General features: G+C 56.8%; 15 protein-coding genes. 6 read left to right on the forward strand and 9 right to left on the reverse strand.

The genetic code is table 11. The features are described from left to right. Positions 1-9: 9 nt before the first annotated feature. Positions 10-897, reverse strand: coding sequence for an AEC family transporter (locus tag BUA49_RS03560; protein ID WP_072795568.1), 888 nt, complete (start codon positions 895-897; stop codon positions 10-12). A gap of 224 nt (positions 898-1,121) precedes the next feature. Here BUA49_RS03560 and BUA49_RS03565 point away from each other — a divergent pair, with 224 nt between their 5' ends. Further along, positions 1,122-2,324: a MalY/PatB family protein gene (locus tag BUA49_RS03565; protein ID WP_072795569.1), complete on the forward strand. Its 1,203-nt coding sequence runs from the start codon at positions 1,122-1,124 to the stop codon at positions 2,322-2,324. Here BUA49_RS03565 and BUA49_RS03570 read toward each other — a convergent pair. Genes BUA49_RS03570 through BUA49_RS03580 form a run of 3 tightly spaced genes read right to left on the reverse strand, consistent with a single transcriptional unit; the run spans position 2,308 to position 5,057 of the window. Then, complete coding sequence (locus tag BUA49_RS03570; protein WP_072795571.1) at positions 2,308-2,658, reverse strand: hypothetical protein; 351 nt, start codon at positions 2,656-2,658, stop codon at positions 2,308-2,310. The genes BUA49_RS03565 and BUA49_RS03570 overlap by 17 nt on opposite strands. Before the next feature lie 19 nt (positions 2,659-2,677). Continuing rightward, on the reverse strand, positions 2,678-3,619 hold the full coding sequence (locus tag BUA49_RS03575) for a DMT family transporter (protein ID WP_072795573.1): 942 nt from the start codon (positions 3,617-3,619) through the stop codon (positions 2,678-2,680). Between the two features lie 46 nt (positions 3,620-3,665). Next, entirely contained in the window at positions 3,666-5,057 is a 1,392-nt protein-coding gene (locus BUA49_RS03580) for a succinylglutamate desuccinylase/aspartoacylase family protein (RefSeq protein ID WP_072795575.1), read from the reverse strand. A 202-nt stretch (positions 5,058-5,259) separates the two neighbouring features. Here BUA49_RS03580 and BUA49_RS03585 point away from each other — a divergent pair, with 202 nt between their 5' ends. Next, positions 5,260-5,418 carry a YqaE/Pmp3 family membrane protein gene (locus BUA49_RS03585; RefSeq protein ID WP_072795577.1) on the forward strand — a complete coding sequence of 53 codons (159 nt, stop codon included), beginning with the start codon at positions 5,260-5,262 and terminating at the stop codon, positions 5,416-5,418. A gap of 39 nt (positions 5,419-5,457) precedes the next feature. Here BUA49_RS03585 and BUA49_RS03590 read toward each other — a convergent pair whose 3' ends face one another. From BUA49_RS03590 to maiA, 3 genes are all read right to left on the reverse strand, one after another. Beyond that, positions 5,458-7,095 (reverse strand): MBL fold metallo-hydrolase, encoded by a 1,638-nt coding sequence (locus BUA49_RS03590; RefSeq protein ID WP_072795579.1) that lies wholly within the window; start codon positions 7,093-7,095, stop codon positions 5,458-5,460. Positions 7,096-7,277: 182 nt separating this feature from the next. Beyond that, positions 7,278-8,354 (reverse strand): 4-hydroxyphenylpyruvate dioxygenase, encoded by a 1,077-nt coding sequence (gene hppD / locus BUA49_RS03595; protein WP_072795580.1) that lies wholly within the window; start codon positions 8,352-8,354, stop codon positions 7,278-7,280. 154 nt (positions 8,355-8,508) lie between these two features. After that, positions 8,509-9,141, reverse strand: coding sequence for a maleylacetoacetate isomerase (gene maiA / locus BUA49_RS03600; RefSeq protein ID WP_072795582.1), 633 nt, complete (start codon positions 9,139-9,141; stop codon positions 8,509-8,511). Between the two features lie 313 nt (positions 9,142-9,454). Here maiA and BUA49_RS03605 point away from each other — a divergent pair, with 313 nt between their 5' ends. From BUA49_RS03605 to BUA49_RS03620, 4 genes are read left to right on the forward strand one after another with little or no spacing between them, the layout of a single operon-like run. Continuing rightward, positions 9,455-11,728: a cytochrome P450/oxidoreductase gene (locus BUA49_RS03605; RefSeq protein WP_084063548.1), complete on the forward strand. Its 2,274-nt coding sequence runs from the start codon at positions 9,455-9,457 to the stop codon at positions 11,726-11,728. A gap of 27 nt (positions 11,729-11,755) precedes the next feature. Next, a complete protein-coding gene (locus tag BUA49_RS03610) occupies positions 11,756-12,772 on the forward strand; it encodes a TRAP transporter substrate-binding protein (protein WP_072795586.1) in 1,017 nt (338 codons plus the stop codon). A gap of 27 nt (positions 12,773-12,799) precedes the next feature. Continuing rightward, on the forward strand, positions 12,800-13,285 hold the full coding sequence (locus tag BUA49_RS03615) for a TRAP transporter small permease (protein WP_072795588.1): 486 nt from the start codon (positions 12,800-12,802) through the stop codon (positions 13,283-13,285). Next, positions 13,282-14,583 carry a TRAP transporter large permease gene (locus BUA49_RS03620; protein WP_072795590.1) on the forward strand — a complete coding sequence of 434 codons (1,302 nt, stop codon included), beginning with the start codon at positions 13,282-13,284 and terminating at the stop codon, positions 14,581-14,583. The genes BUA49_RS03615 and BUA49_RS03620 overlap by 4 nt, the downstream gene beginning before the upstream one ends. Before the next feature lie 25 nt (positions 14,584-14,608). Here the strand turns inward: BUA49_RS03620 and fahA are convergent, their stop codons facing one another. Together fahA and hmgA are read right to left on the reverse strand one after the other, a co-directional pair. After that, positions 14,609-15,910, reverse strand: coding sequence for a fumarylacetoacetase (gene fahA, locus BUA49_RS03625; protein ID WP_072795592.1), 1,302 nt, complete (start codon positions 15,908-15,910; stop codon positions 14,609-14,611). A 3-nt stretch (positions 15,911-15,913) separates the two neighbouring features. Further along, entirely contained in the window at positions 15,914-17,218 is a 1,305-nt protein-coding gene (gene hmgA / locus BUA49_RS03630) for a homogentisate 1,2-dioxygenase (protein ID WP_072795594.1), read from the reverse strand. Positions 17,219-17,309 lie beyond the last annotated feature (91 nt).

The following is a 17,309-nucleotide window of genomic DNA, read 5'->3' on the forward strand; positions in this document are numbered from 1 at the left end:
ATGTTTTCCTTAAAGATAACCTGCGGCGAAGACCAGCCCGAGCACAATCGGCATGACAATGAGGCTGCCCAGATTACTTAATAATACGAGGGAAGCCACTTTATGGGGCTCCTGCTGATACTGTTCTGCAACCATATAATTGAGCACCGCCGGAGGCAGGGCCGCGAATACCCAGAGGGCTGCAACCTGAAGGCTGGGCAAGTCCAGTATAAGGATCATCGGCCAGGCTAACAGCAAACCGCTGGCCGGGCAGGCGATAGCGCCGAGCATACCCAGTTTCCAGTCGCTGAAGTCGATGTCCAGCATGCGTACGCCCAGGGTAAACAGCATAAGCGGTATACAGACCTCACCAAGCATGTTCAGAGTCTGTAGCAGCCAGTCTGGCAAGGGTACGCCGCCGAAATTCACTGCCAGCCCCGCGATGCTGGCAAACACAATGGGAAGTCTCAGTCGCTGTATAATCGAGGTGTGTGGGTCAAGCATGTACAGGCCCACGGAAAAGTGCAGCAGCATTTCCACAATAAACAACACGATGGCCGCGGGCAGGGCCGCCTCACCGAATGCCAGAACCAGCAGAGGGATACCCATGTTGCCCGAGTTGTTGAACATCATCGGCGGCAGGAAGGTTTTCATGTTCAGGTTGAGAAATCGTGCCAGCGGATATAAAACAATCCCCGAGCCCAGAACAACAACCGTCGCGGCCAACGCGAGCCCGGCATACTCTTGTAATGGGGCCTGCTGGTCGGCCAGCACAGCAAAGACCAGCATGGGGACAAACAGCTCCATGTTCAGAACGTTCAGCCCCTGTATATCCGGCGTACGAAACCGCCCGTAAAGTGCGCCACAGCCGGCAATGAGAAACACCGGTAACAGGGTGGACAGGATCTGACCAATCATTGAAAACTCCAACAGGCGCCGGGGAAGGTTTGCGCGGATAAACCGTTAGGTTCGCAAGTAACCGGGTAATTCGGCAAGTATTATTGCATTTCGTTCGACCAAAGCAGAATGCCGGTGTGTTGACGGGGTGTATCAAGGAGGCCCGGCTGGTTGCGGAGGCGGCAAGACCCACTCACAATAATAACCAGTGTTACCCGATTGCTAGCCGATAGTGGAGTGCGCCTGTGACCGACTCTTTTGATCAGCCCCTTGCCCGGGAAAATACCTGCTCGGTAAAGTTTGATGCCCGCAGGGCGGTGTTCGGCCGCGAGGATGTGATTCCGGTCTGGGTGGCTGACATGGATTTTGCTGCGCCAGAAGCCGTCACCCGGGCACTTTCAGAGCGTGCCGCGCATCCGGTTTATGGGTATACCCTGTTTCCAGACAGTCTGTTCCAGTCAATAATGGACTGGTTTCGTGAGCGACATGGCTGGGAAATCCGACGCGAGTGGATACTGATGGCACCCGGAGTTGTGCCCTCCCTGCACGCTGCCTGCATGGCCTATGCGGCCCCTGGCGAAGCCGTGATTGTGCAACCGCCGGTGTATCCGCCGTTCTTCAGCTCCGTTCGACTCAGCGGCCGGGTGGTTATTGAAAACCCGCTTGTTTGCGACGATGAAACCGGACAATACCGGATGGATCTGGAGCACCTGGAGGCCTGCGCCGCGCGCCCGGATGCCAGGCTTCTGATGCTGTGTTCACCCCACAACCCGGTTGGGCGTATCTGGACGGAGCAAGAGCTCAAGGCTGTGCTGGATATTGCCCGCCGCCATGAGCTAACTGTGATTTCCGATGAAATCCACTGCGACCTCACCTTTGCCGACAAGCCACGACACCGGATACTTGCCTCACTCGCCGGGCCGGACGATGCGCTGATAACGGCGGTTGCTCCGAGCAAGAGCTTTAACATGCCCGGATTGGGATTATCCGCTCTGGTGATACCGGACCGGGAACAGCGCAGTGCTATTAAAGCGGTGTTCGAGTCCATGCACCTACCGCAGTGTAACCCGTTCAGCATTGCCGGATTTGAAGCCGGGTACCGCTATGGTGCGCCCTGGCTGGATGATCTGATGGCGTATTTACAGAAGAATCGCGATTTTGTGGTGGAAACGGTCAACGCCCGCTTGCCCGGAATTCAGACTCAGGCACCTGAAGCTACTTATCTGATGTGGCTGGATTGCCGGCGCCTGGGGCTGAATGATGCTGCCCTGAAACGGTTTTTTGTGGAAGACGCCGGCGTGGGTATGAATCCCGGCATCTCGTTTGGTGAACAGGGCAGTGGTTTCATGCGGCTCAACATCGGCTGCCCCAAGGCGGTACTGGTCGATGTGTTACAGCGTATCGAAGCGGCATTACCGGGCAACCGGCAGGCTACTGATCAACCATAAAACAGTGATCGTCGACGAGTTCCCAGCGCGATGGCTCGTTCATCCCCGGCATATCGCCATCGGTTTTTTCGATGGCTTTCCAAACTTTGCCGCCGTGGAAGGCCATGTCACCCTCTTGATAAGCCTCGGCCCAAAGCCACTGTTCCGGGCGCTCGCAAAGACCAGAGTTTTCACCGGATGTGCTGGTTGAACTTGTGGCTGAGCCCGGGCTTTTAACCTGGATAGGTTCACTGCTCTGGGCATTGGCAGCAGAAGCGAGTGCCGTAATAACCAAAGCCAGCAGCGATGACGCCAGCGCACGATGAAGGGATGCGAAAGTGGATGTCTTGAGCATGATGGGCTCCTTATTGCGTCTATCTGGACAGTTTACTGTAATCCGGTACTTGTCGACCTGCTCGGGTGGCCAATAATAGCCCGGCGAGAATAAACGCGCCGCCGATAATATGGAACAGCCCCAATGATTCTCCAAGAAAAATGCCCGCCAGAATCGAGGCAAAAACCGGTGTGAGGTAGATAAAAATAGCCGCCCGCGACGGCCCGATGCTGTGGACCGCGTAATTCCAGAAACTGTAGGCCAGAATTCCGGGGAAGATTGCGAAGTACGCAAGCGGGAGAGCTGTTTCCCGGGTTAACTTAAAGCCACCCGAGAAGAACAGCAGGTCGCCGAGGTAAAACGGCAGGATAACCAGGGTGCCAAGCAGAATCTGGGTGCTCAGGAAAGTGAACCCCGGGAGAGGGACGGCCTGGCGCCTCAGTAACACGGAAAACAGGCCCCAACTGAACACGGCGGCCACCATGATCAGGTCACCCGGCTGGGCTTCCAGGCCGGTGAGTACCGATAAATCCCCCCGTGCCACTACGGTGAGAATGCCAAATATTGCCAGCCCAATCCCCAATGCCTGAATCGGCCGGGTGCGATCGCCCAGGATAATCCAGGCCAGCAGGGACACGAAAATCGGAATGGTGGCATTGATCAGAGCGATGTTGGTCGCTGTGGTAGTCACTGCAGCAACGTACAACAGTGAGTTGAAAGCGCCGACGCTGAACGTGGCGAGCATCAGCATGGAACCCAGGTGCTGACGGATCACCCCTCGGTGTCGCCAGATACCGGGCCAAGCGAACGGCAGCAGAATGGCGAGTGCTATGACCCAGCGCCAGAACGCCATGGAGAGGGGCGGTATACTGTCAACCGTGCCCCGCGCAACAACGGCATTGCCGGCCCAGAACAGGGGTGTCAGAACCAGGCCTGCGTAGGTAAGGGGGAGCGATCTGGCTGGACTGTTTCCTGAAGACACATCGGCTCCTGTCGGTCATTCGCGAAAGCGTAAAAACGATAGGATACTATTCTCCCGGAACTTTTGCCTGTGTACCAATGTGGTAGGCCGCGAAACCAGCCATGACCACCTGATCCACAGCCATACCGATTATGCGGCCATCGCTGCTGGAGTGAATGGAGTACTGAGCGTTGGTGATCGGGTCTGCGATATAGCCAAGAATCTGACCCTTGGAAACCTTCGCGCCCAGTTCAACTTTACTGAACAGAATGCCGCCGTGGTTTGCCCGTACCCAGGCCGAGTCGTAATACACCGGCTCCGGGTCCCCCCATACAAACATACGGGAAATCATTCGCTGCTTTTCCATCAGGCTGGCCAGGCTGTTTACTCCAGCATCAATCTGGTGCTCCTGAATGCGATGGGACTCGCCGGCCTCCAATGTTACCGCACGAATGCCTGCATTGACTGCTGCGGTGCGAAGCATGCCCGGCGACCCACTGCTGTGCACCACGGCCATGCGGTCAAAACCCCGGGTAAACTCTGCAACCGTGGGGTTGTTCATATCGGCACGAAGCTGTGGCAGGTTGGTTCGCTTCAGTGAGCCGGTGTGGATATCCACCAGCATGTCGCAGTGCCGAATAATGTTCTCGAAAAGCGAGTGGGCAATTCGATCCGCCAGGCTGCCATTTGTGCTGCCGGGAAAGTGCCGGTTCAGGTCGCGGCGATCCGGCAGATAACGGCTGCCCTGCTCGAAGCCGGACAGGTTCACAATGGGAATGCCCACCACGCTGCCGCTCAGCTTTTCCGGGTCAAGGTCGTACATGGTCTGGCGGATAATTTCGATACCGTTAAGCTCATCGCCATGAATCGTGCTTGTCAGGCACAGGGTTGGTCCGGCATTGGCTCCGTTAACCACGAGTACTGGCGTGGGCTGCGAGAGGCTGGCAATCTGGATGCCGGACGACCAGGCCAGGCGCGTTGATGTGCCAGGCAGAACTTCACTGCCAAGCAGTACCAGATTGTTGGCAGGCCGTGGCTCTTTAGTCTCTGCTTCGGGTGCTTGCTGTTGCTTGGGCTCGCTCGCAGAGGTGGGCGCACTTTCTTGGCTGCCTGGAGCCTTAGGTGGCTCCGGAGCTGGTGCCGGCGCAACGTCTTTCAGGTCAATATTGGGCGCTACTTTTTTGGGCTTCGGTACGGGCTTCGGTTTTGGTGCTGTGTTTTCTGCCGAGGAGCCTGCCATGCGCGCAGGCGCCTTACCGGCTTTCCGCCGTGGCTCCGAGTGTTCCACATCTTCAACGTTTTCGTCTTCCGCCAGTTCTGCCAGCAGAATCTCCCGGGCGGGTGCCGCCTGTTTTCTGTTGGCGGGCGGATCTGCCATGGCTATGGCTGGTATCGCCAGCATCATCAGGCAAAGAAAGGGTTTGATAACGGTCGGCGTCTGCAACCTGGAAAACAGCATGATTCCTCACGGGTCAGCAACAAGGACCCAAGGATAAAGGTCGACTGGTAGTCATGAAAATGGCAATAACAAAGGTTTAATGCCATTTTCATGGTGTTGCCATGAACTTAACGCGAATTTGCGTAAAATTACTGGCTTGATCAGCTTGCAGAGAACAGTTGCGCAAGCATGTCAGTTATAGCCGACAGAGGGAGTAAACAATATGGATCTTTTGCGAATTCTTATTGCTATTTTGTTACCGCCGCTGGGCGTGTTTCTGCAGGTGGGCATAGGGAAGCACTTCTGGATCAACATAGTGCTGACCCTTCTGGGCTATATCCCCGGCATAGTGCACGCGGTGTACATTATCGCCAAAAAATAGAAACCGGCAGGCGCATGCAATACCTGCCGGCAGACGTTCTCAGGTTGTTGGCGTAGCCCGCCAGAGCCCGTCTTCCTGCAAGGCCCGGCCATCGGCTTCCAGTTTCAGCAGGTGAGCCAGTGCTGATCGGGCGGCGACGCCGTGAATCGCCGTTGGCACATCGCCGTAGGCCTGGCTGGTCAGGTCTTTCAGGCCCACAGGCGAAAGCTTGTCGAGAGCTCTTGCGACTTTATGCTCCCGGGCCAGGCGGTGGGTAATGAGATAATCGATGATCGCTTCTGGGTGGCCCATCAGAAATCCGTGAGCCGGAGCAATGTAACGTACGGGCTCCGCCAACAGATCGTAGAGTGCTTCCAGATACGCTTTCATGTCGCCGTCGGGCGGGTTTATGACCACGGTTGAGCCCTGCATGATGTGATCCCCCGAAAACAACAGCTTCTGATCTCTCAGCAGAAAACAAAGGTGATTGGAAGCGTGCCCCGGTGTGTGCAGTACCTTGAGCGTACCTGCATCGGTTTTGATCAGGTCGCCGTGCTCAGGCTGTTCGTCGGGCGCAAACTTCTGATCCTGTGATGCACCCTCGGGCGCAGGCCGACCATAAACCCGACATCCGGTTTTTTCCTTTAACGCCCGGGTGCCAGGAGAGTGGTCGAGGTGGGTATGAGTGACCACTACGGAATCAATCTGCCCTCCAGTCACTTCCAGAATACGCTCAATGTGCCCGGCATGGTCGGGGCCAGGATCCAGCACCGTAAAGCGCTTGTGTCCCAGAATATAGGTATTGGTGCCTGGACCAGTCATCACGCCGGGGTTGGGCGCCGTAAGGCGAATCACACCTGCAGCGATCTCAACTGGCTCACCGGGAGTAATCTCCGATTTTGTGGTGCCTGCACCCTCCGGATCCAGTTTGGCGGCCTCATCATAGGCTGGCGCACCGGGTTCAAGAATCACCGGATTTCCGCGCCGGATGGCAGGCCATGGCTCACTTGGGAAGGGTTCAGGTGGGTTCGCCCAAGCATAGCGCATCAGGGTTTCGACGGTGTCAAAGTCCCTCAGAACCCGCAGGGTTCTAATGGTGGGCAGGGTCATTAACCGCTGGCCGGCACGATGTTCTTCCAATGCCTGTGCCGGGCTGACCCAGACGTGGCTGATGGTTTCCTCACCATCATGGCTCACGCACTGGTTCTCTGGTGCCGAAGTCACAAAGAACCGGGTATCAAAGCGCCGAGGAGGGCCGGGCGGGGTAATCCAGTGGCTGAGGTAGGCGAGCTTGTCCAGGGGGATCGTCAGCTTGTGCCGCTGACACAATTCGGCGAGGGACAATTCTCCTCTGAACACCGCCATACGGTCTTCATGGGCGGCGTGATCTCCGCTGACTATACGACGGTCTGCGTCGACCGCCACCAATACGCCGGCTTCTTCAAAACACTCACGGACAGCGGCCAGCATATAATCCGTGCCGCCGTCGCTCAGGCTCATGGTGTGGCTGATTTCAGTGTCTTCGGGGCCAGCAACATGCTTGCGTCCTCGGGATTCCTGCTGGTCTACTGCGCCGCCGGGGAACACGTAATAGCCGGGTAAAAACACCGCTTCCCAGGTGCGTTGCAACAGCAATATTTCAATGCCATCGCCGGCATCCCGAACCAGCGCCAGGGTGGCCGCAGGGCGAATATCCATAGAGTTTCCATTATTCAAAGCCGTAACCTCCGCTTGCCTTTACATCCAGCGCGCAAGCCAAACCTGGCGCGCAAAGGCTGAACCCAGCACTAAAAGACCAAAAGTGAAGATAGCCGATTCTTGCGACAAGATCTTGAGGTGAACCCTCTGCCAAGCAGAGGGCGGTTTCATAACAACGTACCTTACGTCGTTTTCAGCACGCCACGGCGGACCTGATCACGCTCGATCGATTCGAACAATGCCTTGAAGTTCCCCTCCCCGAAACCTTCGTCGCCTTTGCGCTGGATGAACTCAAAAAATACCGGCCCCATTAAGGCTTCCGAGAAAATCTGCAGCAACAGGCGGTGATCGCCGCCTGTTGAGCTGCCGTCCAGCAATATGCCACGGGCCTGCAGGTCTTTGACCGGCTCACCGTGTTCAGGTAGGCGCTCATCAAGCATTTCGTAGTAGGTGGTGGGAGGTGGGGTCATAAACCGCATGCCCCGGGCTTTCAACTCATCCCAGGTGCTCAGCAGATCATCAGTGAGGAAGGCCACATGCTGAATGCCTTCACCATTGAATTGCATGAGGAATTCTTCGATTTGTCCAGCGCCTTGTGAGGATTCCTCGTTCAGCGGAATGCGGATCATACCGTCCGGCGCAGCCATGGCCTTGGAGGTCAGCCCGGTGTATTCGCCTTTAATATCGAAGTACCTGAACTCGCGGAAATTGAACAGCTTCTCGTAGAAGTTCGCCCAGTGGGCCATACGTCCCCGGTACACGTTGTGGGTCAGGTGATCGATCACTTTCAGGCCGGTGCCCTTGGGATTGCGATCGACGCCTTCAATGAACGTGAAGTCGATATCGTAGATTGATGAGCCCTCACCGAAGCGGTCAATCAGGTACAGCGGCGCTCCACCGATGCCCTTGATTGCCGGCAGCCGCAACTCCATCGGCCCGGTGGGGATGTCCATCGGCTGGGCTCCCAGTTCCAGTGCGCGGGCGTAAGCGTCATGGGCATTCTTGACCCGGAAGGCCATGCCGCATGCCGAGGGCCCATGCTCCGCAGCATAGTAGGACGCCGCGCTCCCGGGTTCGCTGTTGAGGATCAGATTGATCTCACCCTGGCGGTAAAGCGAGACGTTCTTGGAACGATGATTGGCCACCTTGGTGAACCCCATCATCGCGAAGAGAGGCTCCAGGGTATTTGGGGTCGGTGACGCGAACTCAATGAATTCAAAGCCCATCAGGCCCATGGGGTTATCAAATAGATCAGCCATTGTCTGGCTCCTTTAACAGGAAGGATGGAAAGCACGTAAACGAGTGAGCACAGTCCATGGTGGCGCGCAGGAGATGCCGCGTACACTTCGAGCCAGGAAATAGCCAATGATCAGTTTAAAACCCAGGGTTTTCATATAGGATTCCTTCATTCGCTCAAGCGGGTTTGTCCGCTTGAGCATCGGGGTGCGCGCGCTGGAATGCCGGATGCTCAAGAGCCAGGCGTTCAACTCTCGCTATTCTCGGGTAGCGGTCAAGGTCAATTGCGAAGCGCCGCGCTGCATAGACTTGTGGCAACAGGTACACATCCGCAAGCCCAGGCGTGCCAAAACAAAAGCCTTGGTCACCAATGAGCGCCTCGACAGCATCGAAGCCGAGGCCGATCCAGTGCCTGATCCAATTATCGACCTCTGTCTCCGGGAGTTGCAATTGACGTAACCGGTTCAGCACCGACACATTATGCAACGGGTGAATATCACACCCGATCAGCGCCGCCACACTACGCTGCCTGGCACGCTCCAAAAGGCCCTCCGGTAAAAGTGGCGTCTGCGGATAGCACTCCTCCAGATACTCGATGATCGCCGGCGATTGAATCAGTACCTGATCGTTTTCCACTTGCAATGCCGGTACCCGTCCTTGTGGATTGAGGGCCTGGTATGCAGGCTGGAGGTGCTCGCCGCCACCACCAATCAGATTGACCGGTATGGAGCGGTAATCCAGCCCTTTCAACTCCAGCGCAATGCGTACGCGATAGGAAGAAGTGGAACGGTAGTAAGTGTAGAGATCCATCGTGCCTGCCAGGTTTCAGGATAGCGTCTGTGCACCGCCTGGTTGCAAAGACTCTATTCATAATGCTTTTACTGATTATGTAACTTGAGTCCAAATAAGGCGTGTGTCAAATGGCCGTAAAGTTTACCGACGTGCAAAAAATAGTCATTGCTTGACCATCGTTCGGGTTTAACTTAGCTTTTACGATTAAAACACGTGTGTTCTCACTGAAACCAATCCCGATGCCTCGCTGACCCTTAAGGGAGTTGTTATGGCGGACCACCCCTCCTCGAGTCCCCCTCATCCAACTGGACATTGTCCGATGAGTGGCTTCATGACAGCGCCAAATGGGTGCCCTGTCTCGCCTGAAGCGGCAGATTTCGACCCTTTCGAGAGCGCCTACCAGCTCGATCCGCCGGAAGCCCTTCGCTGGTCACGGGACCAGGAACCTGTGTTCTACAGCCCGAAACTCGGGTATTGGGTGGTGAGCCGCTATGCGGATGTAAAAGAGATATTCCGCGACAACCAGGTGTTCTCGCCGGCCATCGCGCTGGAAAAAATCACACCGGTGTCACAAGAGGCGCAGGACACGCTCAAGCGCTACAATTACGCAATGAACCGGACGCTGGTTAATGAGGACGAACCGGCCCACATGGAGCGTCGGCGTGCGCTTATGGAATCGTTCACACTCGATGAGCTAAAGCACCACGAGCCGATGCTCCAAAGTCTGACGCAGGAATATCTGGACCGGATTATCGATAAAGGCGAGGCCGATCTCGTCGACGAGATGCTGTGGGAAATCCCTTTGACGGTCGCTCTGCATTTTTTGGGCATTCCCGAAGAAGACATGGACACCTTACGCGAATATTCCATCGCCCATACCGTAAACACGTGGGGACGTCCGTCAAAAGAAGAGCAGGTCGCAGTCGCGGAAGCGGTCGGAAAATTTTGGCAGTATGCCGGTAAGGTGCTGGAGAAAATGCGCCAGGACCCGTCAGGGCATGGATGGATGAAATACGCCATCCGGATGCAGAAGGAACTGCCAGACATCGTTACTGACTCCTATCTTCACTCCATGATGATGGCTGGCATTGTCGCTGCGCATGAAACGACAGCCCACGCCTCGGCCAACATGTTCCGGCTGCTTCTGGAAAACCGCGAAGTATGGGACGACATTTGTGGCAACCCAGCCCTGATCCCCAATGCAGTGGAAGAATGCCTGCGCTATTCGGGCTCGGTTGCAGCCTGGCGACGTATCGCCACTGCCGATACCCGCATTGGCGATACGGAGATTCCGAAAGGCTCCAAACTGCTGATCATCAGCGCATCGGCTAACCACGACGATCGTCACTTCGAGAATCCCGACGATCTGGATATCTATCGGGACAACACCACAGACCACCTGACATTTGGTTATGGCGCCCACCAATGCATGGGCAAGAATCTGGCGCGGATGGAAATGCGAATCTTCCTCGAGGCGTTCACCCGTCGATTGCCACAACTCGAACTGGTGCCGGATCAGACCTTCACATTCGTGCCCAATACCTCGTTCCGTGGCCCGGAACACCTATGGGTTCGCTGGGATCAACGCCAGAACCCTGAGCGGCGCGATCCGGATATACTCAATCGCGTCCATACATTCACCATTGGTGCACCGACGCCAAATGATGCGGCACGTCCGGTCCGGGTAGCCGATGTGGTGGTCGAGGCTGAGGGCGTGATCCGGTTGGTGCTGGAAGATCCGCGCGGCCGTATGCTGCCGCGATGGAGCCCGGGCGCTCATATCGATGTCGTTGTCGGTGATTTTGCGCGTAAATATTCGTTGTGTGGCGATCCGGAAGACCCTTACCGTCTGCAGGTTTCAGTTCTGAAGGAAGCCGCTGGACGCGGGGGTTCCGCCTTTATCCACGAGACCGTTAAAGCAGGCTCGCTGATTAAAATTCGAGGCCTGAAGAATCACTTTCGCCTGGATGAAACGGCAGACTCCTATCTACTGATCGCCGGTGGAATCGGTATCACACCGATCATTGCGATGGCCGACCGCCTCAAGCACTTAGGCAAAGACTACACTATCCATTACTGCGGCCGGGCCAGGGAAACCATGGCATTTTTGAGCCGCCTGGAGCGTGACCACGGCGACCGGTTACACCTATACCCTGCCAACGAGAATCGACGGTTAACGCTATCCTCTGTGGTTCGTAAAGGTAACGCAGCGCAGATCTATGCTTGTGGTCCGGAGCGGTTACTGGATGCGCTCGAAGACGTTACATCCGATCACCCGGAGACACTCCACATCGAACATTTTACCGCCACCGGCGCGGTTCTGGACCCTACCCGGGAAATCGGTTTCGACGTGGTGCTGACAGATTCCGAGCTGACGGTTCACGTCGCTCCGGATCAAACTGTGCTTCAGGCCCTGCGGGCGGTAGGTGCTGATATTCCCAGTGACTGCGAGGAAGGACTCTGTGGCACCTGTGAGGTGGCGGTGGTCGCAGGCGATATTGATCATCGGGACAAGGTATTGACCGCGTCGGAACGGGCACAGAACCGCCGAATGATGACGTGTTGCTCCCGAGCCAACGAAGGAAAGATTTTTTTGGCGATTTAACAAGCAAAATAATAAGGAGAATAACTCGTGAAAAATGTACTCAAGCTCTCAGTCCTTGCCAGTGTTTCATTGCTTTTGGCGGCCCCGTCATCGGCGCAGACTACCCTTAAACTCAGCCACTTTCTGCCGTCTGTACACGGTATCCATACGGATTTTATCGTGCCCTGGACGAAGCAGGTTACCCAGTGTACCGGTGGAGAAGTACAGTTTGAGATCTACCCAGGCGGCACCCAACTCGGCAACGTCGCCAAGCAGCAGGAGCAGGTGCTCGCGGGCGTTGTTGATATTGCGCACGGGCTGCATGGCATTCCACGGGGCCGATTCCCGCGCACATCCTTAATAGAACTGCCCTTTCTGACTCGCGATGCCGGTGATGCCAGCGAAACGTTATGGGAGCTCTATCCGGAGTACCTGGCACCGGAATATCAGAATCTCAAGGTGCTCGCGCTCCACGCGCACAATGGCGGCCTTATTCACACTTCCGAAAAGAAAGTGGAAACGATGGAAGATATGGTAGGGCTTCGTCTGAGAACCCCCAGTCCGGCCATTTCCGCGGCGCTGACGGCCTTGGGTGCAACGCCCCAGGGGCTCCCTCCCGGTGCGGTTTACGAGAATATTCAGAAGCATGTCATTGATGGCACGGTCTTTCCATGGGACCCGGTGAAATCCTTTGGTCTGAACGAAGTGCTGAAGTACCACCTGGATGCCGGCTTTTATACCGTGCCGTTCTTCTTTGTGATGAACCAGAGTAAATACGATTCGTTGCCCGCCAATGTACAGACCTGCATAGACGATGCCTCGGGCGCTTCGCTGGTTGCCAAGTTCGGTGACTGGTGGGACAAGTGGGATGCGGCTGGCCGTAAGGAAGCCGTGGAAGCGAATCACGTCATCACGGAACTGACTGACGCTGAGCGCAAGCGTTGGCGCGAAACGTTGCAACCAACTATTGATGCCTACATCGAGCAGACCACAGAGCAGGGCGTCGAAAATGCCCGTGAGATTTACGAGCGTATGGCTGAATTGCTCGCCGAAAAACGACAATAGGACGACCCCGGCGTTGGCAATAGTTTTATGAAATATGTACTCCAGATACTGCGCGTGCTGGTCATCGTATCGGCTGGAACTGGCGTGGCAGCCTATGCCGCCGCTGCGCTGTTTACTGTGGGAGACGTCATCGGCCGCCAAATTGGCATGCCAATTCCCGGCGTGATTGATCTTGTGCAGTTGTGCGTCTTGGGTGGTGCCTGGCTTGTTATCCCCTACGCGTTTTTAACGGGCGCCCACGTTGGCGTCGACCTTTTGGTCGAGTCCTTTCCCCGGGCGCTCGAAACGCTGCTCCGGACTATGGCAGGGCTTGTCGCGATCGCGCTGCTGACATTGATGTTTAACTATTGCTACGAAACCTTCCAGCAAAAACTGATGTTCGGTGACCGCTCTCAGCAGTTGGGTATCCCGATCTTCTACTTCTGGATTCCGCTGCTGTACGGCGTTGCGCTGTCCATCGTCGCCGCTGCGTTGGCCATCATTCCGACACCTCGGCAGGAGACACCGGAATGACACCAGCCACCATGGGCTTTATCGGTTTCGGAGCTACGCTGTTTCTCATTGCTTTCGGTTTTCCTGTTGCGGTTGCCATGGCTCTTGTAGGCGTCGTTGGCTTTTGGTCGCTGAACGGTTTAGCCGGTGCCGGATTTATTCTGGGCTCGTCCCCCTTCGAAGCCATTTTCCCCTATTCCCTCAGTGTCGTGCCGTTGTTCGTCATGATGGGAGTCTTTGCGGCGCGAGCCGGTTTGTCGCGCTCATTGTTCGAGATGGTCAACAGCTTTCTCGGCCATATCCGGGGCGGCCTGGCGGTTACCGCCGTGGGTGCCTGTGCTCTCTTTGGTGCCATCTGTGGTTCGTCGCTTGCAACCGTTGCCACCATGGGTCGTGTTGCAATACCCGAGATGGACAAGCACGGTTATGACGGGTCGCTGTCTTCAGCGTCCATCGCAGCTGGCGGCACCCTCGGTGTGCTGATACCGCCTTCTATCCTGCTGGTGATCTACGGCATTCTTACCCAGACATCCATTGGGCAGCTTTTCATCGGGGCTATTTTGCCCGGCATTCTCGGTGCTGTTCTATATGGTCTGGCCATTGTTGTCCGGGTGCGAATGAAACCCGAACTGGCGCCATCAGCAGCCAAAACGGGATGGAGCAAACGGCTGGCAAGTCTCCGGCGGGTTTGGGGGGTATTGCTGCTGTTCTCACTGGTCATCGGTGGCATCTACCTGGGTTGGTTTTCACCGACGGAGGCCGCAGCGGTTGGTGCCGTGGGGGCTTTCATTCTGGCGCTGATTTCCGGGGAGTTGAACTGGAGCACTCTTTGGGAATCCGTTCGGGAGACGGCAGGGCTGACCGGCATGATTTTTTTCATCCTGATCGGCGCCTCGTTATTCAACTATTTCCTGGAAACAACAGGCCTGCCCAGTGCGCTGATCGCCGGAATTGAGAGCAGCGGCATGGGGCCGACAATGGCCCTCATACTGATCCTGCTGTTCTATATTGTGCTGGGCTGTTTCATGGACGCCATGTCCATGATTCTTCTGACTGTGCCGTTCCTGGCGCCGGTCGCCACATCGCTGGGTTTCGACATGGTCTGGTTTGGCATTCTTGTGGTTACTGTCGCAGAAATCGGACTGATTACGCCGCCCATTGGTATGAATCTGTTCGTCGTGCAGGCCACACAACCTGGGTTGACACAGCGAATGGTCGTGCGAGGCATCCTGCCTTTCATTATCGCGGACGTCATCCGGCTCGTGATTCTGGTCGCCGTACCGGCTCTTTCCCTATGGTTGCCAGCGATGATGTTCTGACGACGCTACTATGCGCAGACACTGACTAATGCGCGGGCTGCACCTTACCCCGGCATTCTCCAAACCCAATAGTCGGATAGCCATCACGCCGACAGCGCGCCCGCAGGATGACTTCATCGCCGTCCTCCAGAAAAGTGCGCTGCTCGCCACTGGCCAGGGTGAGCGGCTGTTTGCCCCCGTTTGTGCTTTCCAACAGGCTGCCGACCGCATCGGGGTCCGGACCGGACAGGGTCCCGGAACCGAACAGGTCGCCGGGTTGCAGCTTGCAGCCGCCAACGCTGTGATGTGCGACCATCTGGGCCACAGTCCAGTACATGTTCAGCGTATTGCTCAACGCCAGCCGCTGGGGTGGCAAGCCCTGTTCGCGCATGGCTTCAGTGAGCAGCAACACCTCGAGTTCGATATCGAAGGCGCCAGCCGCCTGATCGGCATCGTCAAGCAGGTAAGACAGTGGCTGTGGATCACCCTCTGGTCGTGCAGGCTGGGGTTTTCGGAACGGCTCTAGCGCTTCCGGCGTGATCACCCATGGGGATACGCTGCTGGCAAAGTTCTTTGCCAGAAAGGGGCCGAGGGGCTGGTATTCCCAGGCCTGGACGTCACGGGCCGACCAGTCGTTCAGCAGACAGAAACCAGCTATATGGTTGCTGGCCTCACCAATGGCGATGGACTCGCCCATGTTATTGCCCGGTCCAAGCCAGATACCCAGCTCCAGTTCGTAATCCAGCCGTTTACTGGGGCCAAAGCTGGGCGTCTCCTGGCCCGCTGGCAAGGTCTGGCCGTTGGGTCGACGCACGGGTGTACCGGAGATGCAGAGCGTCGAGGAGCGGCCGTGGTAACCAATAGGCACGTGCTTGTAGTTCGGCAGCAATGGATTGTCCGGACGGAACAATTTGCCGATGTTCTGGGCGTGATGAATGCCTACGTAGAAGTCGGTGTAGTCGCCTACGTGTGCCGGCAGGTGCAATTCACAGCTAGTCATCGGCACCAGTAACGCCTCGCCGAGCGCCCGCATGGTCGCTTGCTGTTCGCTGTGTTCATCCAGCAAATGTAACAGCGCTGTTCGCAATGCTTTGCGGCCGGAGGCGCCAAGCGCGAAGAAATCGTTTAACTGCTCCCGGCTGGCGGCTTCCGCCGCGACGGCGGCGTCACCGACGAACAAACCCGCGTCCAGTGCGGCTTGCAGATCGAGAATCTGGTCACCGATGGCGACGCCGCCCCGTGGCTTTTGACCGGGACGACTGAAAATGCCCAGCGGCAGGTTTTGGATGGGGAAGTCGGGATGGTCGTTGGCAGAATCGACCCAACTCTTGTACGGCTGCGCTGTCATTGTTCAGAGACTCCCCTGGTCGAACGTTTTGTTCATACCCGCCCAGCAGGCGTCGTAGTCCCGCTGTCGTTGTGGGCAGTCGAGCGCATGGCGGCTGGCGCGCAAGACGCTGCCAGTTTCAAACATGAACGCCATGGTCTGATCGATCTTGTGTGGCACCAGGTCGGCGGCGATGGCCTGTTCGGTGGTGGCGTTGTCCGGACCGTGGGCGCTCATGCAGTTGTGCAGGGAAGCTCCACCGGGAACAAAGCCCTCGGCCTTGGCGTCGTACGTGCCCTTGATCAGCCCCATCAACTCGGTCATCCGGTTGCGGTGAAACCAGGGTGGACGGAAGGTGTTCTCCGCCACCATCCAGCGCGGAGGGAAGATCACGAAATCGACATTGGCCTGACCATGAACCGTACCGGGCGAGGTCAGCACCGTGAAAATGGAAGGGTCCGGGTGGTCAAAGCCGATCGTGCCGAGGGTGTTGAAGCGGCGTAGATCGTACTTGTACGGCACGTTATTGCCGTGCCACGCAACGACATCAAAGGGCGAGTGATCGAGATCCGTGGCCCACAGCTCGCCGAGAAACTTCTGCACCAGAACCTCGGGCTGGTCACGGTTTTCGTAGCAGGCGACCGGTGTCAGGAAATCCCGCGGGTTGGCCAGCCCGTTGCTGCCAATCGGGCCTAAATCGGGCAACCGCAGGGCACAGCCGTGGTTCTCACAGATGTAACCGCTGGCACTGGCGTCAAGCAACTCGATGCGAAACTTGAGACCACGGGGCAGCACGGCGATTTCCTCTGGTTCGATGGCCAGCACGCCGAGCTCGGTAATGATTTTCAAACGGCCCTGTTGCGGCACGATCAGCCATTCACCGTCAGCATTGAAGAACGTCCGTGTCATGGATGCGTTGGCCTGATACAGATGCACGCTGACACCGTCGGCCTGCTCGGCTGGGGAAGTCGCCGCAAGGGTGGTCAGGCCGGCCAGGAAGTCGGTGGGTTCGGACGGGACGTCAAAGGGATTCCAGCGCAGGCGGTTGGGGTTGATTGGTCCAAGTTCCTGACCAGTGATCTGTTGGGTCAACCGATGGTATTCGGGGTGGGTGGCAGAGGGCTTGATGCGATACATCCACGTACGCCTGGATTCGGCGCGTGGAACCGTAAACGCCGTGCCCGAGAGCAATTCCGTATACAGGCCGTAAGCGACTTTCTGCGGCGAGTTCTGCCCGACCGGCAACGCGTCAGGCAAGGCTTCCGAGCTGAACTCATTGCCGAAACCGGATTGATAGATAAGGCCATCGGACGAAGGCTGTGATCGCATGTTTACCTCTTTGCGTGAAACGATTACGCACAAAGCAATTTCAGTTAAACTAATTTGTGTCATGAATCAGGTCAAGTCATAAACCAGTATC

The organism is Marinobacter antarcticus, assembly GCF_900142385.1.
GTDB lineage: Bacteria > Pseudomonadota > Gammaproteobacteria > Pseudomonadales > Oleiphilaceae > Marinobacter > Marinobacter antarcticus.

What these genes read in the sequence shown, in the direction of transcription:
- maiA (WP_072795582.1), bottom strand. Translation starts at nt 9,141, where the DNA reads ATGGATCTCTACACTTACTACCGTTCCACTTCTTCCTATCGCGTACGC.
- BUA49_RS03580 (WP_072795575.1), bottom strand. Translation starts at nt 5,057, where the DNA reads ATGCTGTTTTCCAGGTTGCAGACGCCGACCGTTATCAAACCCTTTCTT.
- BUA49_RS03560 (WP_072795568.1), bottom strand. Translation starts at nt 897, where the DNA reads ATGATTGGTCAGATCCTGTCCACCCTGTTACCGGTGTTTCTCATTGCC.
- hmgA (WP_072795594.1), bottom strand. Translation starts at nt 17,218, where the DNA reads ATGCGATCACAGCCTTCGTCCGATGGCCTTATCTATCAATCCGGTTTC.
- BUA49_RS03615 (WP_072795588.1), top strand. Translation starts at nt 12,800, where the DNA reads ATGAAATATGTACTCCAGATACTGCGCGTGCTGGTCATCGTATCGGCT.
- BUA49_RS03585 (WP_072795577.1), top strand. Translation starts at nt 5,260, where the DNA reads ATGGATCTTTTGCGAATTCTTATTGCTATTTTGTTACCGCCGCTGGGC.
- BUA49_RS03605 (WP_084063548.1), top strand. Translation starts at nt 9,455, where the DNA reads ATGACAGCGCCAAATGGGTGCCCTGTCTCGCCTGAAGCGGCAGATTTC.
- BUA49_RS03570 (WP_072795571.1), bottom strand. Translation starts at nt 2,658, where the DNA reads ATGCTCAAGACATCCACTTTCGCATCCCTTCATCGTGCGCTGGCGTCA.
- BUA49_RS03620 (WP_072795590.1), top strand. Translation starts at nt 13,282, where the DNA reads ATGACACCAGCCACCATGGGCTTTATCGGTTTCGGAGCTACGCTGTTT.
- BUA49_RS03590 (WP_072795579.1), bottom strand. Translation starts at nt 7,095, where the DNA reads ATGGATATTCGCCCTGCGGCCACCCTGGCGCTGGTTCGGGATGCCGGC.
- fahA (WP_072795592.1), bottom strand. Translation starts at nt 15,910, where the DNA reads ATGACAGCGCAGCCGTACAAGAGTTGGGTCGATTCTGCCAACGACCAT.
- hppD (WP_072795580.1), bottom strand. Translation starts at nt 8,354, where the DNA reads ATGGCTGATCTATTTGATAACCCCATGGGCCTGATGGGCTTTGAATTC.